The organism is Streptomyces sp. NBC_00286 (assembly GCF_036173125.1).
Lineage (GTDB): Bacteria > Actinomycetota > Actinomycetes > Streptomycetales > Streptomycetaceae > Streptomyces.
In genome coordinates this window covers 2,066,768-2,080,505 of sequence record NZ_CP108054.1, presented here as the reverse complement: position 1 = coordinate 2,080,505, position 13,738 = coordinate 2,066,768, and the positions used below count along the sequence as shown (strand labels likewise).

The 13,738-nt window shown below is 69.4% G+C and carries 12 protein-coding genes; 7 read left to right on the top strand and 5 right to left on the bottom strand.

Annotation, left to right across the window (positions count from 1 at the left end):
- Nucleotides 1-123: 123 nt before the first annotated feature.
- Nucleotides 124-603 carry a hypothetical protein gene (locus OHT21_RS09445; protein ID WP_328767805.1) on the bottom strand — a complete coding sequence of 160 codons (480 nt, stop codon included), beginning with the start codon at nt 601-603 and terminating at the stop codon, nt 124-126.
- Nucleotides 604-651: 48 nt separating this feature from the next.
- Entirely contained in the window at nt 652-1,608 is a 957-nt protein-coding gene (locus OHT21_RS09440) for a LysR family transcriptional regulator (RefSeq protein ID WP_328767804.1), read from the bottom strand.
- 144 nt (nt 1,609-1,752) lie between these two features.
- Between OHT21_RS09440 and OHT21_RS09435 the strand changes: the two genes are divergently transcribed.
- Complete coding sequence (locus OHT21_RS09435; protein ID WP_328767803.1) at nt 1,753-2,970, top strand: MFS transporter; 1,218 nt, start codon at nt 1,753-1,755, stop codon at nt 2,968-2,970.
- A gap of 40 nt (nt 2,971-3,010) precedes the next feature.
- Nucleotides 3,011-4,426, top strand: a complete 1,416-nt coding sequence (locus tag OHT21_RS09430) for an FAD-binding oxidoreductase (RefSeq protein ID WP_328767802.1) — start codon at nt 3,011-3,013, stop codon at nt 4,424-4,426.
- A 64-nt stretch (nt 4,427-4,490) separates the two neighbouring features.
- Here OHT21_RS09430 and OHT21_RS09425 read toward each other — a convergent pair whose 3' ends face one another.
- On the bottom strand, nt 4,491-5,183 hold the full coding sequence (locus OHT21_RS09425) for a haloacid dehalogenase type II (RefSeq protein WP_328767801.1): 693 nt from the start codon (nt 5,181-5,183) through the stop codon (nt 4,491-4,493).
- A 304-nt stretch (nt 5,184-5,487) separates the two neighbouring features.
- The gene (locus tag OHT21_RS09420; RefSeq protein ID WP_328767800.1) at nt 5,488-6,894 is read right to left on the bottom strand and encodes a Gfo/Idh/MocA family protein; all 1,407 of its coding nucleotides are present in this window, start codon (nt 6,892-6,894) and stop codon (nt 5,488-5,490) included.
- Nucleotides 6,895-7,069: 175 nt separating this feature from the next.
- On the opposite strand from OHT21_RS09420, the gene OHT21_RS09415 reads away from it, so the two are divergent.
- The 4 genes from OHT21_RS09415 to OHT21_RS09400 are packed head-to-tail and all read left to right on the top strand — an operon-like array spanning nt 7,070 to nt 10,788.
- Entirely contained in the window at nt 7,070-8,365 is a 1,296-nt protein-coding gene (locus OHT21_RS09415; protein WP_328767799.1) for an ABC transporter substrate-binding protein, read from the top strand.
- Nucleotides 8,362-9,306, top strand: coding sequence for a carbohydrate ABC transporter permease (locus OHT21_RS09410; RefSeq protein WP_328767798.1), 945 nt, complete (start codon nt 8,362-8,364; stop codon nt 9,304-9,306). Before OHT21_RS09415 ends, OHT21_RS09410 begins: the two co-directional genes overlap by 4 nt.
- Nucleotides 9,303-10,175 carry a carbohydrate ABC transporter permease gene (locus tag OHT21_RS09405; protein ID WP_328767797.1) on the top strand — a complete coding sequence of 291 codons (873 nt, stop codon included), beginning with the start codon at nt 9,303-9,305 and terminating at the stop codon, nt 10,173-10,175. The genes OHT21_RS09410 and OHT21_RS09405 overlap by 4 nt, the downstream gene beginning before the upstream one ends.
- Nucleotides 10,176-10,194: 19 nt before the next feature.
- Nucleotides 10,195-10,788, top strand: a complete 594-nt coding sequence (locus tag OHT21_RS09400) for a hypothetical protein (protein ID WP_328767796.1) — start codon at nt 10,195-10,197, stop codon at nt 10,786-10,788.
- Between the two features lie 22 nt (nt 10,789-10,810).
- Here the strand turns inward: OHT21_RS09400 and OHT21_RS09395 are convergent, their stop codons facing one another.
- Entirely contained in the window at nt 10,811-11,929 is a 1,119-nt protein-coding gene (locus tag OHT21_RS09395; protein ID WP_443050333.1) for a protein kinase family protein, read from the bottom strand.
- Nucleotides 11,930-12,086: 157 nt separating this feature from the next.
- On the opposite strand from OHT21_RS09395, the gene OHT21_RS09390 reads away from it, so the two are divergent.
- The gene (locus tag OHT21_RS09390; RefSeq protein WP_328767795.1) at nt 12,087-13,736 is read left to right on the top strand and encodes a hypothetical protein; all 1,650 of its coding nucleotides are present in this window, start codon (nt 12,087-12,089) and stop codon (nt 13,734-13,736) included.
- Nucleotides 13,737-13,738 lie beyond the last annotated feature (2 nt).

Genomic DNA, 13,738 nt, shown 5'->3' with positions numbered 1-13,738 from the left:
TCGTAGGCAGCAGGCGAGCCGCGCCGGTGACCTGCTGCTAGGAAAGGGCTCGACGTCCAACCGCCGTAACCTCAGCCATCAATGATCTCTGCTGCTGTGAGTGACATCTGCCCCGGCCGGTGGTCATTCGATCCCGAGGGGCCCGGCGCCCAGATCCTCGCGCATGAGGCGGCGCATCTCTGCCATAGCCGTGCGGCGCTGTTGGACCAAGGTTGTGTCCTCGGCGGAGCCGACCGCCACCCCGCGGGCATAGGCGTCACGCATCCGGCGCAGGCTGTGAAACGCCTCGTTCCCTGCCGCGACAACGGGCCGCGGACCCACGAGCCAGAGCCGCTCGCTTGCCGTGTGCAATCCGGTCCCGCGGAAGGCTTCGCGCACTGCCGCATCACGCGCTGACTCGGACATATTGTCGCCCAAAGCGACAGCCCGTATCTCTTCACCCGCGTCCTTGAGGGCGGTGGCGTACTCGGTGTACGCGGCGCGCCGCACCTCCAGAGAGTGTCGTGCTTCCTCACGCCGCCACCTGTTGCGATCGGCGATCAGGGTAGCGGTGATGCCGATCGCGGCACCTGTCAGTGTGGAGAGCAGAGGCATCCAGTCCATGCGCCGCATGCTGTCGGAACCGCTGCTGCGACACCAGCGGCTCTCGCCTTACACGAGGGGCCTGCTACTGGCGGTTACGTTGCACCGTCGGCGGAGATCCGCTCCAGTCTGTGGGGCCGCCGGGGACGTAACCACGTGTTGTGCGAAGGCGCGGATACGGGCCGTCTCGCCGGTGCGTGGCCAGACGAGGCGCCAGGTGGCCGGTGGTGCGTCATGGAAGGGCACGTACGTGATGTTGGGGCGTGCGAAGTAGCGGGCGACGTGTGCACCCAGTGGGCAGATGCCGCTGCCTGCCGCGACAGCGGCGAGCAGTTCCTGGAACGTGGTGGTGGCGGGGGCGCGCTCGATGGTCTTTCCGCCGGGGGTGTGCCACGGGTGGGGTGGGGCCACCCAGTACGGCCGTACCGGTCGGGCGGAGGGGAGGACCGGGGTGCGGGCCAGGTCCTCGAGTGTGACCGCTTGGGCGCGGGCCAGCGGGTGCTGGTCGGACACGGCCAGAACCATCGGTTCGACAACCGCGGTGGGGCCTTCGACGAGACCGGGTTCGGTGACGGGGGCCTGGATGACTACGACGTCGGCTTCGCCCGTGCCGATGATGCCGAGAGGGTCGTGGAACGGGGCCTCGCGCAGGTGGACCAGGCAGCCCGGGTGTCGGCTGCGGAAGGTGTCGATCGGTGCGGTGAGGTGGTCGGCGAGCGCCGGTGCCTCGAATCCCAGGCGCAGTGCGCCGTCGACGCCGTGGCCGGCTGCGACGGCGTGGGCGATGGCGTCTTGGATCTGCTGGTAGGCCGGGGCGAGATCGTCTCGCAGCCGGCGTCCGATGGAGGTCAGCGCGACCCGCCGACTGGTGCGGTCGAACAGGGCGGCGCCGATCTGCCGTTCCAGTTTCTTGATCGTCTGACTGACCCGGGCCTGGGAGATGTGCAGTTGTTCGGCGGTGCGCCGGAAATGAAGATGTTCGGCCAGGGTCAGGAAGATCTCGATCTCACGTTGTTCCACGACCATCTCCGCCTTGATCAATAACCTCTGCACTATCGGTCGTTGCAGGATCAGCCCTTGTTCCCTCTTTTGTGAGCGTCTGACCCTGAAGGCATGACTCACACTGTTTCGGACTCTCTGGCCGCATCACCTGTCAAACGCTGGTTAGCCGTGGCCACCGTGGCGGTGGGCATCTTCTCGCTGGTGACCGCGGAACAGTTGCCGGTCGGGCTGCTCTCCGCTGTCGCCGACGAGCTGCGGGTGTCGAAGGGGACGGCTGGGCTAATGGTGTCCGTGCCCGGTGTCGTGGCAGCGGTTGCGGCCCCTCTGCTGCCGGTCGCCGTCGGCCGGCGGGATCGGCGCACCGTGCTGACCGGCCTTGGCGCGCTGATGGCCGCAGCGAGTCTGGCCTCCGCGCTGGCGCCCAGCTTCGCCCTGCTGCTGGCCTCCCGCGTCCTGGTCGGTGTGACCATCGGCGGGTTCTGGGCGATCGCCGGCGGGATCGCTGCCCGGCTGGTCCCAGCGGGGTCGGTGTCGCGTGCCACTGCCGTGATATTCGGCGGCGTCGGCGCGGCCTCCGTACTCGGCGTGCCGATGGGAACGCTGATCGGCGAGTTGGCCGGGTGGCGTGCCGCCTTCCTCGCGCTCACCGGTCTCGGCCTCCTGGTGTTGACCGGACTGCTCATCTTGCTGCCGCCGCTGCCCGCAGCTCAGCCGGTCCGCCTGAAAGACCTGGCCCGGCTACTGCGTCAGCGCGCCCCTACGGTGGGGGTGATCGCCACCTTCTTCCTGGTTGCCGGGCACTTCATCGCATACACCTTCATCAGCCCCACGCTCCAGCACATCTCCGGCATCGCTGCGCACCTGATCGGCCCGCTGCTCCTCGGCTACGGCTTCGCCGGCATCATCGGCAACTTCTTCGCGGGCCCGGCCGCAGGCCGGCACCCACCCCGCGCCCTGCTGATCATCGCCGCCACCCTCGCCCCGGCCATGGCCCTGATGCCCGTCCTGGGCACGCATGGCGCAAGCGGTACCGCCCTGCTGCTGGTCTGGGGCGCATCCTTTGGAGGCGTATCGGTCAGCTTGCAGACCTGGATGCTCGCCGCCGCGCCACGCGCCCCCGAGGCCGCCACCGCCTTGTACACGGCGATGTTCAACCTTTCCATCGCCCTCGGCGCTCTCGCCGGCGGAACCACGCTCGACGTGACCGGCCTTCCTACCGTGCTGTGGGTTGGCGCCGTCTGCGTCGCAGCCACCATCCCGTTGATCTACGCCAGCCGCCAGAGCCGTTCCCTGGCCGGCCGGGTGGGCGAAGCCGGGCCCGGCCGACCGACTACGAGCCACTCGCCGAGGTACACGAAGGCGACCTGCCCAACCGGAAAGGACTGACGTGACTACCGCAGGAAACTCCTCCCCAGGCCCAGACCCCGTGCCGACCCTGACAGGCTCCGCCCTCAACACCCTGAAGGCTGCTCTGGACGGAGCCCTCCTACCGCCCGGAACCGGCGACTATGAGCGGGCACAGCTCGGCTTCAACCGCATCGTGCGAGGACGCCCCGCCGCAGTCGTACGCGCCGCTGATGCTGCCGACGTCGCTGCTTGCGTGCGCTTCGCCGCGGACCACGGTCTGCCCCTCGCAGTCCAAGCCACCGGGCACGGGGTCTCGGTGCCCGCCGACGGGGCCCTACTGATCGACACTCGGGACATGGACGAGGTCCGTATCGACCCCGGGACACGGACGGCGCGGATCGGGGCCGGAGCGAGCTGGAGCCAAGTCGTCCAAGCGGCTGCCGCCCATGGTCTGGCCCCCCTGAACGGCGCCGCGCCATCGGTCGGCGCGGTCGGCTACACCCTGGGCGGCGGGCTCGGGCCGCTGGGCCGGTCGTACGGCTACAGCGCCGATCACGTACGGTGCCTGGACGTGGTCACCGCCGACGGCACGCTGCACCGGGTAACCGCGGACAGCCACGCGAACCTGTTCTGGGGGCTGCGGGGCGGCAAGGGGAACTTCGGCGTCGTCACCGCCATGGAGGTCGCCCTCTTCCCCGTACCGAGCCTGTACGGCGGCGGGCTGTTCCTTCCGGCCGACAGGCCGGACAGGTTGCTGCGCGCCTGGCGGGACTGGACGCGCGCGATACCGGACGCGATGCAATCCTCGCTCGCGCTCGGCCCATTCCCGCCCGATGATGCGCTGCCGCCCCAGGTACGCGGGCGCTTTCTCGCCCACATCCGCGTCGCCTTCAACGGCCCCGCCCAAGAGGGCGAGGCGTTGGTACGTCCGCTTCGGCAGCATGGCGAACCGGTCGCCGACACACTCACGGACCGGCCCTACGCACAGGTCGCCGCCATCCACCTGGACCCGACCGAACCGGGCGTCTACTACGAGCGCTCGACGCGGCTGCGCACGCTGGACGACACGACGATCGACACCCTCGCAGCGCTCGCCGAGGAAGGCGCTGTCGCCTGGCGCCCAAACATCGAACTGCGCCACCTGGGCGGGGCGTTGGCCCGTCGGCCCCGGCATCCCAACGCCGTGCCCTACCGCGAGGCCGCGTACACCCTGTTCAGTGGGGCAAGGACAGCAACTGACGACGAAGCCGCCGTGGCCGCCGACTACCAGGATCGCCTCATAGGGGCGATGGGTCCGTGGCGCATCGGCGGCCCTTTCCTCAGCTTCATCAGCGCCCGCGAGCCCACCGACATGCACCTGCGGTCCGCCTACGACCCTGACACCTACCAAGAGCTCGTCCAGCTCAAGGATGTCTGGGACCCCGGCAACATCTTCCGCGTCAACCACAACATCCCGCCAACCACCCTTCCGCCTACAGGCCAAGGGCAGGGCTGAGCACAACGGCAGGAGACAGACATTTCAGAGGCGCAGCCGTCCACGGCACGGAGGTCGGCGCTGCCTACGTCACCGTCAGCTCGGTGACCAACTCATCCAGGCTGTTCGACCGCCAATCGAAGGTGTCGGTCCTCTTCGGAGGGTCCCCAACTGGCCGCTGAACGTAGGCAGTTCGCATTCCAGTTGCCTGTGCTCCTCGTAGGTCCCAGGCGTGGGCGGCGATCTTCAGTATGCGTTCTGGTGGGCATCCTGCTGCGTCGATTGCGAGCCGGTAGACCTCCGGGGCGGGTTTGTTGGCTCGGGCTTCTTCGGCGGACAGGGTTTGGTGCCAGCGCAGGCCGGCGTGTGCGTTGAGGTGGAGCAGAGTGGTGCGGCCGGCGTTGGAGAGGCCCAGTGCGGGGAAGTGCCGGGCCAGGCGCGTCAGGGCGGTGACGGAGTCGTTCCAGGGTTTGAGGCGTCGGCTTGCGGTCGCCAGTCGGGCGATGGCCGCCGGGTCGGTGAGGCCGGCACGGTCGGCTACGCGTTGCGCTGCCTCGCGGTCGATGGTCTCGGTGTTGGCGTACGCCCGGCTTCGTTCCTCGATGCGTCGCTGTTCGTGCTCGACGTGCTCTTGCCACACGGTGAGTAGATGGTCGACTGATGTATCGGCGGTCGCGGGCACCGCGTCGCGGATGGCCGCTCGTAGTCCGCCTGGCTCGTCGACCATCGTTCCGAGGATGTCGAAGACGACGACCTCGATGTCGGGCGCGTCGGGCATTTGGTCTCCTGTGGAAGGTGTACGGGCGCGGGCGCGACGCACCTTGCCGGGTTTGAACTCGGCTGCGGTGGGCTGCACTTGGTGATTCGGCCAGTAGCAGGCACGTCCACTGGCGAGATGCAGGGCTGCAAAATGTGACAGCGCATGGGTGATCTGTAACATTCCTGGATCTGCCTGCCCCTGCCGGTGGGCAGCCGTCGTTCACCACACCCACATCCGTGTTCGCGGCCGGGCACCCGTCGTGGGCGCGACCGGTCACGCACAACCCGCACCCACGCCCACGACCCGCCAAGAAGCCAACCCCTCACACGTCCAGCAAATCCCGAGCCCGAACCACCGCCCCCGTCTCAAACGACCGATTCGCCGCCAGCCCCGTCACCAGCGACCGCGCCCCGTCCACCGCGTCCGCCGCGCGGCCCAGGTCATCCGGGGCGCCCGTCCGCGAGCCGAACAAGTCCGCCAGCATGCGGACGTCCCCGCCCCCGTGCCCGCCCTCGCCCGTCGCGACCTTCACCTCACGCGGCGGCTCCCAGAAACGCCTCAGCAGCAGCTCCGTACGACCCGCCTCCTCGCCGACCGCCGAGCCGTGAATTACGGGGCTCGAGCTCTCCGAGCCGACCACGTCCGGACGGACCCACGTCGTCTCCTCCACCAGCAGCTCCAGCCGCCCCGAACTCCCGTTGAACGAGACCCGGTAGCCCTCCCAAGGTGCGTACGCCGTCAGGTGGTACGTCAGGGTCGCGCCGGACGCGTACCGCACGAGTACCGCCATGTCGTCCTCGATCGTGACGCCGGGCCCGAAGACGTTCTGGTCGCGGTGGTAGCCGTCCTCGCCCTCGGCGTCGAGATACAGCGAGCGGAGCACGGGCGAGTCCGTGAGGCGTACGGCGAAGGGGTCGCCGTCGGCCGCCGGGGAGCCGTGGGCCCGCGCGTAGGGACGAGCAAGTCCGCGCCGCCGCCCCGCGCTCTCCCCGTAGAAGAAGAGACCACCCTGCGCGAAGACCGTCTCGGGCGACGTCCCCAACCACCAGTTCACCAGGTCGAAATGGTGCGTCGCCTTATGGACCATCAGGCCACCGGAGTTGGCCTTGTCGCGGTGCCACCGCCGGAAGTAGTCCGCGCCGTGCCGCAGATCGAGCAGCCACTCGAAGTGGACTGACCCGACCTCGCCGATCTCGCCGGCCGCGATGCACTGACGTATGGCCGAATGCACCGGGTTGTAGCGGTAGTTGAAGGCGACCCGCACCTCGCGGCCCGTGCGTCGCTGGGCGTCCAGGATGCGCCGGGCACGCGAGGCGTCCGTCGTCATCGGCTTCTCGGTGACCACGTCGCAGCCCGCTTCCAGGACGCGCACGATGTACTCGTCGTGCGTGCGGTCCACGCTGCACACCACCACCAGATCGACGCGTTCGCGACGCAGCATGAGGTCGAAGTCCTCGGCCGCGTACGCCGGTACGGGCTCCCGGCCGGGGTGGTCGGCGGCCAGCCACTCGTTGTGGACGGCCATGCGGTGGGCGTTGACGTCGCAGAAGCCCGCCAGCTCGATGCGGTCCGCGTAGGGACCGGCCAGCGCCTCCGTGAAGAGCCGGGCCCGTGCGCCCAGCCCCACCACGGCACACCGACGGCGGCGACGTGCGGCCCCAAGGCGCTCGTTCTCAACGCGCTCGTTCTCAACGCGCTCGTTCTCAACGCGTTCGTTCTCCAGGGGCATAAACGCCTCCGTTCGCTGGGCATCGATAGCGCAGGTTCGCGGGTGTCGGCAGCGCCCGTGAAGATCCGTAGCAGTTCCAGGAAAGTGCTCTACGGGGGCTTGTACGGACATCCGGACGATCCCTAGGGTCGTTCTCCTCGCAAGCGCTTTCTGCCCGAGAGAGGTGACCCCACACATGCCCGGAAACAGGACAACGAGGTCCTGCGTGACGGCGACGGCGACGGCCGCGGTGCTGGCACTCTGTGCGGCGCTCACCGGCTGTACGGGATCCGGCGACACCGTCGGAGGCGGCAAGGTCGTACTCCGCTACACCTGGTGGGGCAACCCGGACCGGGCGGCCCGTACCGAGGAGGCCGTCGCGCTGTTCGAGAAGCGGAACCCCGGCGTCGACATCCAGACGTCGTTCTCGGGATACGACGCGTACAAGCAGAAGCTGGCCACGCAGGCGGCCGGCGGCGACGCCCCCGACGTGATGCAGCTCGACTACCGCATGATCGACCAATACGCGTCCGGTGGCGTCCTGTTGGACCTCGCGAAGCAGAAGTCCGCGCTGAGCACCGCCGACATCGACAAGGGGCTGCTGGCCACGGGCGTCGTGGACGGCAAGCAGTACGCGATTCCGCAGGCCCGCGGCACCGAGACGATGGCGTACGACGCGAAGCAGTGGAAGGCCTCCGGCGTCGAACTGCCCCGTGAGGGCTGGACGTGGAGCGACTGGGCCGACGCCATGCGCGCCCTCGCGAAGGCGACCGGCAAGCCCGGCGGCACCGACCCCGGCCAGAGCGAGGACGCTTTCGAGGTGTGGCTGCGCGGCCAGGGCAAGGAGCTCTACACCAAGGACCGCCAACTCGGCTTCACCGCCGACGACTTGACCAAGTGGTGGACCTTCACCGACAAGCTGCGTCGCGAGGGTGCCGTCTCGCCCGCCGAGGAGACCACCCAGCTCGACGGCACGGTCGAGAACACCCCGCTGGGCCGCGGAAAGGCCATCTCCGACATGAACTGGGACGCGCCCGCCAGCGGCTTCCTCGCCCTTGTCCCCGGCGGAGTCACCCTCGCGCCCATGCCGTCGGGCGAGGACGGGACACCCGGCCAGTACTTCAAGCCGTCGATGTTCATGGGCGTCGCCAAGACCTCCGAACACCCCAAGCAGGCCGCCGAGTTCATCGACTTCATGCTGAACGACATGGACGCGGCGAAGATCCTCGGCGCCACCCGCGGCATCCCCATCAACGCGACGATCCGCGAGGCCATCGGCCCCGAGCTGAAGGACTTCGACAAGACGATCGACGACTACCAGGCCTCCGTGGACGGCGACCTCAACGCCCCGCCCCAGGCGCCCCCTTCGGGTGACAGCGCCCTGCAGACCACTTTCATGCGCGACTACGACCAGGTGTCGTACGAGCGGATGTCGCCCCGCGAGGCGGCCGAGGACTACGTCACCGAGGCGAAGGCGGAGCTGAGGTCATGACCACCACTGAGATACCGGCCCCCGCCGCTACCGCGAAGGCCACCCCCGCCAAGCGACCCAAGCGCCAACGCGAGGGCGCCGCCTGGGTGTTCCTCTCCCCGTGGGTCCTCGGCGCGGCCGTGCTGACGCTGCTCCCGATGGCCGTCTCGCTCTATCTCTCCTTCACCGACTACGACTTGTTCAACCCGCCGCAGTGGGTGGGCCTGCGCAACTACACGCAGATGTTCACCGAGGACCCGCGCTACTGGCGCTCGGTCGTCGCGACCCTCACATACGTCGTGATCGCCGTGCCCCTCCAACTCGGCCTGGCGCTGGTCGTCGCGCTCGCCCTGAAGTCCATGAAGCGCGGGCGCGGCTTCTACCGCTCTGCCTTCTACGCGCCCTCCCTCCTCGGCGCCTCCATGTCCATCGCCCTCGTATGGCGGGCGGTCTTCAACGACGGCGGCACGGTCGACAACCTGCTGGGAACGGGCGGTTGGGTCAATCAACCCGGCTGGGCGCTGTTCGCCGTCGCTCTGCTGACGGTGTGGCAGTTCGGAGCGCCGATGGTCATCTTCCTGGCCGGGCTCCAGCAGATCCCGGGGGAGTTGTACGAGGCGGCCGCCGTGGACGGGGCGAGCCGATGGCGGCAGTTCCTGTCCATCACCGTGCCGATGCTGTCCCCGGTGATCTTCTTCAACCTCGTACTCCAGACCATCCAGGCCTTCCAGGTCTTCACCCCCGCCTTCGCGATCAGCGCGGGCAAGGGCGGCCCGGCGGACTCGACGCTCTTCTACACGCTCTACCTCTACGACCGCGGCTTCGTCGCCTCCCACATGGGCTACGCCTCCGCGATGGCCTGGGTCCTGCTCCTCGTGATCGGCGCCGTCACCGCCGTACTGTTCCGGACCTCGCGCTCCTGGGTCTTCTACGCGTCTGACACTGATGGGGGAGCCCGATGACCACCTCAACCGCCGCAACTCCCGCCGTCCGCAAGCCCATCGCCTGGCGGCGCGTCGCCCTCCACGTCGGCTGTCTGGCCGCGCTCCTGGTGATGCTGTATCCGCTGGCGTGGCTGCTCGCGACCTCCGTCAAGCCCGCCGACGAGGTGATCGCCAGCCTCAACCTGCTGCCCAGCAGCCTGGAATGGTCCAACTACACGACCGCCCTGGAGGGCGTGAACGAAGTCTCCGTGTGGCAGCTGCTCGGCAACTCCCTGTTCATCGCGGGCGGCGCCGTCATCGGCAACGTACTCAGCTGCTCCCTCGCCGCGTACGCCTTCGCGCGGCTGCGCTTCCGCTTCCGCGGGCCGCTGTTCGCGTTCATGATCGCGACGATCATGCTGCCGCACCATGCCGTGCTGATCCCGCAGTACATCATCTTCAACCAGCTCGGCATGGTGAACACGTACTGGCCGCTGATCCTGCCCAAGTTCCTTGCCACGGAGGCGTTCTTCGTCTTCCTCATCGTGCAGTTCATGCGGGGACTGCCGCGTGAACTGGAGGAGGCGGCGCGGATCGACGGCGCCGGGCCGTTCCGCAGCTTCTTCAGCGTCATCCTGCCGCTGACCCGGCCCGCGCTGATCACCACCGCGATCTTCACCTTCATCTGGACCTGGAACGACTTCTTCACCCAGCTGATCTACCTCTTCTCGCCGGAGAAGTTCACGCTCACGCTGGCACTCAGGCAGTTCGTGGACGCCTCCAGCCAGTCGGCCTTCGGCCCGATGTTCGCGATGTCGGTGATCGCGCTGCTGCCGATCGTGCTGTTCTTCCTCGCCTTCCAGCGCTTCCTGGTCGAGGGCATGGCGAACTCCGGGATCAAGGGATGAAGGGATGAAGGGGCAAGGGATGAGCGCCGGGCAGGCCCGCGAGACGGGCGAGATCTTCGGGCCGCGGATGACCTTGTTCGCGGATGTGCTGAGTGTCGGGGTCTGTACGGCGCTGGTGTCGCTGCCGGTCGTCACGCTGCCCGCGGCAATGTCCACGGCGTGCGCGGTGCTGCGCGGCACGCGCGAGGACCAACCCGCCACGGCCGGACGGTACTTGACGTTGCTGCGACAACGGCTGCGGGCCGGGGACCTCGCGGCCGGTGCGCTGTCCGCGGCGGGCGTGCTGCTCCTGCTGGCGGACTTGGCGCTGGCCCGGGCGGGCCTGCCGGGCGCCCCGCTCTTCGCCGCCGTCGCCGCACTCATCGGCACGTACGCCACTGTCGTCGGCCTGCGCGCCTGCGGCCGCCCCGAGTCCCTCACGGACTGGCGCGCGGCCGTGCGCGAGGCGGCACGGGACTCCGTACGGGATGTGGGCGGCAGCAGTCTTGTACTCCTGGCCCTGGCGGCGGCAGCGCTGTGCGCGTGGATGCTGCTGCCGCTGGCGTTCCTGGCACCGGGGCCGCTGGCGCTGGCGCTGACGGCGATCGACGTACGGCTGTCAGGGCGGGCCTGAGAAGCGGACGCGCGCGCGTCCGTCAGGAGAGGGGCAGGCCGTACTTCTCGCCGACCCGGTGGATCTCCTCCACCGGGTACGGCGTCTGCCTGCTCTCGTCATGGAACGCACGGTTGAAGCCCGACACCACCTCGGCCAGGGGTGCCCAGCGGGCGATGACGGACGCCGCCGCGTCGGGGATTCCGGTGAGGCGCTCGCCCCGGGCGCTGGCGCGCACCGTCGCCTCGCGGTCGTCCCGCTCGTAGTCGTACAGGTCTTTGAGCAGCCAGTTCACCAGCCAGGTGGCCGTGTAGGCGCGGTCGTAGACGCGATGCCGGTCGTAGAAGGCGGCGTGGCTCGGCGACAGGTCGAAGCGGGAGGAGAGGGCGAGGCCGAAGTCGGTGAAGTACAGGCGGTGGCCGTCGGTGAGGATGTTCCGGAAGTGGGCGTCGAAGTGCAGGAGCCCGCGCGCGTTCATGAAGGAGACGCCCGCCTCCAGTTCCCGCTCGACCATGGCGCAGGCCGCGCTCGCGTGCTCCGTGCGCGTCCGGGCGGCCAGCCAGGTGTGCAGGTTCTGCGGGATGTACTCCAGGAACAGCGCGACGCTCGCCGATGACCGGCCGAGCGCCTCGATCCGGTGGCGTATCTCCGGCCCGCCTCCCCAGTAGGCGACGGCCCGGTCCACATCGGCCAGTTCTTCGGGGAGGGGCTGCGCCGGATCGGGCAGTACGCGCCAGTGGTACAGCAGCGGGAAGCCCTGGTGCTCGTCGCGAATCACCCAGTTGGTCGTCATGATGTGCGTGGCGAGCTCCCGCCAAACGCCGAAGCCCGGCATGCCGATGGCACCGATGCCGTACTGGCAGAAGGCGGGTAACCCGAACAGGTTCGCCGTGGACCGGACGTTTTCCGGCAGTGACTCCAGGTCGGTGAGCGGCACCCGCTTCACGAAGACCGGGCGTCCGGCGACCTCCATCAGCACCGACTTTCCGCCGATGCCGGTGCCCAACGGCGCGGCGGCGTCGATCAGTTGACGCAGTCGGTGATCACTGCAGAGGGCGAGTGAGGTGGAGACAGCGCTGTGGGCGGCCAGGCGGGCATCGCGTGACATGTCAGGGGACTGCGGCTCCGCCATTACCGCGCCCGCCCACCCGTCTCCTGGCATGGCCGCCACCCTACGTAACTGCTCTTGGGGCGGCCAGATGGCCCAGCCGCGCTGCGTCCCCCCACGGCACGCGTTAATTTGTCCAAGTTTTATAGTTTCCGGCTATTTTCGGATTAGTTCATGTCGGGTTTCCTCAGGCCCGTGTGGAGGGTGCACCATGCCCAAGACCTTGCACGTCCCGCTCGTCGACGCCGAGCGGCGCCGACCATCGGCACGGGCACGCACCGTGCGGCGCCTCGGCGGTCAGCGCGGGCTCGCCCTCGTCGCAGGTGCCTTCACGGTGGCTCAACTCACGCTCGTACGGCCCGGGATGGGCCTCGGGTGGGACGAGGTGGTGTACGTCAGTCAGGTCAGTCCGCAGGCTCCGGCGGCGTTCTTCAGTGCGCCGCGTGCCCGCGGGATTTCGCTGCTGGCCGCGCCCATCGCCTCGTGGTCGACGTCCACGGAACTGCTGCGGGTGTATCTGGCGCTGCTGTCCGGGCTCGGACTGTTCCTCGCGCTGCGCGCCTGGCGGGGGCTGTTCCCCATGCGCGTGCTCGCCCTGGCCGGTGCGCTGTTCGCGACGCTGTGGATCACCCTGTTCTACGGGCCGCAGGTCATGCCCAACTACTGGGTCGCCGTCGGCGCCCTGGCCCTCGTCGGCTGCTTCCTGCGCGCCCAGTCGAACCGTTTCGATCGGGCGGCGCTGTGGGGCGTGGGTCTGAGCGCGGCGCTGATGGCGTGGATGCGGCCCACCGACGCGGTCTACGTGACCTTGCCGCTGCTCGTGCTGCTGGTGGGCGTGCGCCGTTGGCGGCGGTGGCCCGTACTGGGCGCGCTCGTCGCGGGGCTGGCGGCCGGGGCGGTCGAGTGGGTGGTCGAGGCGTACGTCGCTTACGGCGGCCTGAGTCAGCGGCTGGCCGACGCCTCCCTGGTCCAGGGCGGCCTGGGCTGGAACTTCGCCGTCGACGACCAGTTGCGCTCCCTGGTCGGCCGTACGCTGTGCCGCCCGTGCACCGCGCCGTGGCCGCACCCGGCGGTGCTGATCTGGTGGTTCGTCCTGCCCCTGCTCGCCGCCCTCGGCCTCGCGGTCGCCGTCCGGGCGGGCCGGACGGCCGTCACCCTCCTGCCCGTGACCTGCGCCGCGACGGTCGCCTTCCCCTACCTGTTCCTGATCGGGTACGCGGCCCCACGCTTCCTGCTGCCCGCCTACGCCCTGCTGGCGCTGCCGGTCGCGGGCGCGCTTGTCCACCTGGTCACCGCGCCGCGGAGCCGAAGGCGGAGGAAAGCGGCCGTGACCCTGGTCGCGCTCGGTCTCGCCGGGCACCTCGCGATCCAGTACGCGGTGCTGAACCATGTCGTGGACCGCACCTACGCCGCCCGCCGCGAGTGGGCCCGCACGGCGGCGGAGCTGCACCGGCTCGGCGTACGGCCGCCGTGCCTGCTGACCGGGCACGAGGCCATCCCGATCGCCTTCTACACCGGCTGCTCCTCCGCCCAGATCGCGGGCAACAACGCCAACACGACCGCCGGGAACATCGTGCGAACCGCCCGGCGGCTGCCGGTCGCCGCGCTCGTCACGCCGGAGGGCCGGCCGCCCGCGTACGCCCGTACATGGGCGCAACACCGGATCGGTGAGGTGCGTATGTATGTGGCACCCGTCTACGTGGCTGCCGCTGCTCCGGCGGGGCGGGGCGGGGCACATGACCGCAGGCACGCGATCGCCGACACACGACCGCGGGCACATGACCGCGCCGGTGTGCGCATACCTGGTCTCACCTTGGGGTACGCGAAAAACGCCCCAGATCGGAACCCCCCCACGCACTGATG

What these genes read in the sequence shown, in the direction of transcription:
- OHT21_RS09445 (WP_328767805.1), bottom strand. Translation starts at nt 603, where the DNA reads ATGGACTGGATGCCTCTGCTCTCCACACTGACAGGTGCCGCGATCGGC.
- OHT21_RS09440 (WP_328767804.1), bottom strand. Translation starts at nt 1,608, where the DNA reads ATGGTCGTGGAACAACGTGAGATCGAGATCTTCCTGACCCTGGCCGAA.
- OHT21_RS09425 (WP_328767801.1), bottom strand. Translation starts at nt 5,183, where the DNA reads ATGCCCGACGCGCCCGACATCGAGGTCGTCGTCTTCGACATCCTCGGA.
- OHT21_RS09420 (WP_328767800.1), bottom strand. Translation starts at nt 6,894, where the DNA reads ATGCCCCTGGAGAACGAACGCGTTGAGAACGAGCGCGTTGAGAACGAG.
- OHT21_RS09415 (WP_328767799.1), top strand. Translation starts at nt 7,070, where the DNA reads ATGCCCGGAAACAGGACAACGAGGTCCTGCGTGACGGCGACGGCGACG.
- OHT21_RS09410 (WP_328767798.1), top strand. Translation starts at nt 8,362, where the DNA reads ATGACCACCACTGAGATACCGGCCCCCGCCGCTACCGCGAAGGCCACC.
- OHT21_RS09405 (WP_328767797.1), top strand. Translation starts at nt 9,303, where the DNA reads ATGACCACCTCAACCGCCGCAACTCCCGCCGTCCGCAAGCCCATCGCC.
- OHT21_RS09400 (WP_328767796.1), top strand. Translation starts at nt 10,195, where the DNA reads ATGAGCGCCGGGCAGGCCCGCGAGACGGGCGAGATCTTCGGGCCGCGG.
- OHT21_RS09395 (WP_443050333.1), bottom strand. Translation starts at nt 11,929, where the DNA reads ATGCCAGGAGACGGGTGGGCGGGCGCGGTAATGGCGGAGCCGCAGTCC.
- OHT21_RS09390 (WP_328767795.1), top strand. Translation starts at nt 12,087, where the DNA reads ATGCCCAAGACCTTGCACGTCCCGCTCGTCGACGCCGAGCGGCGCCGA.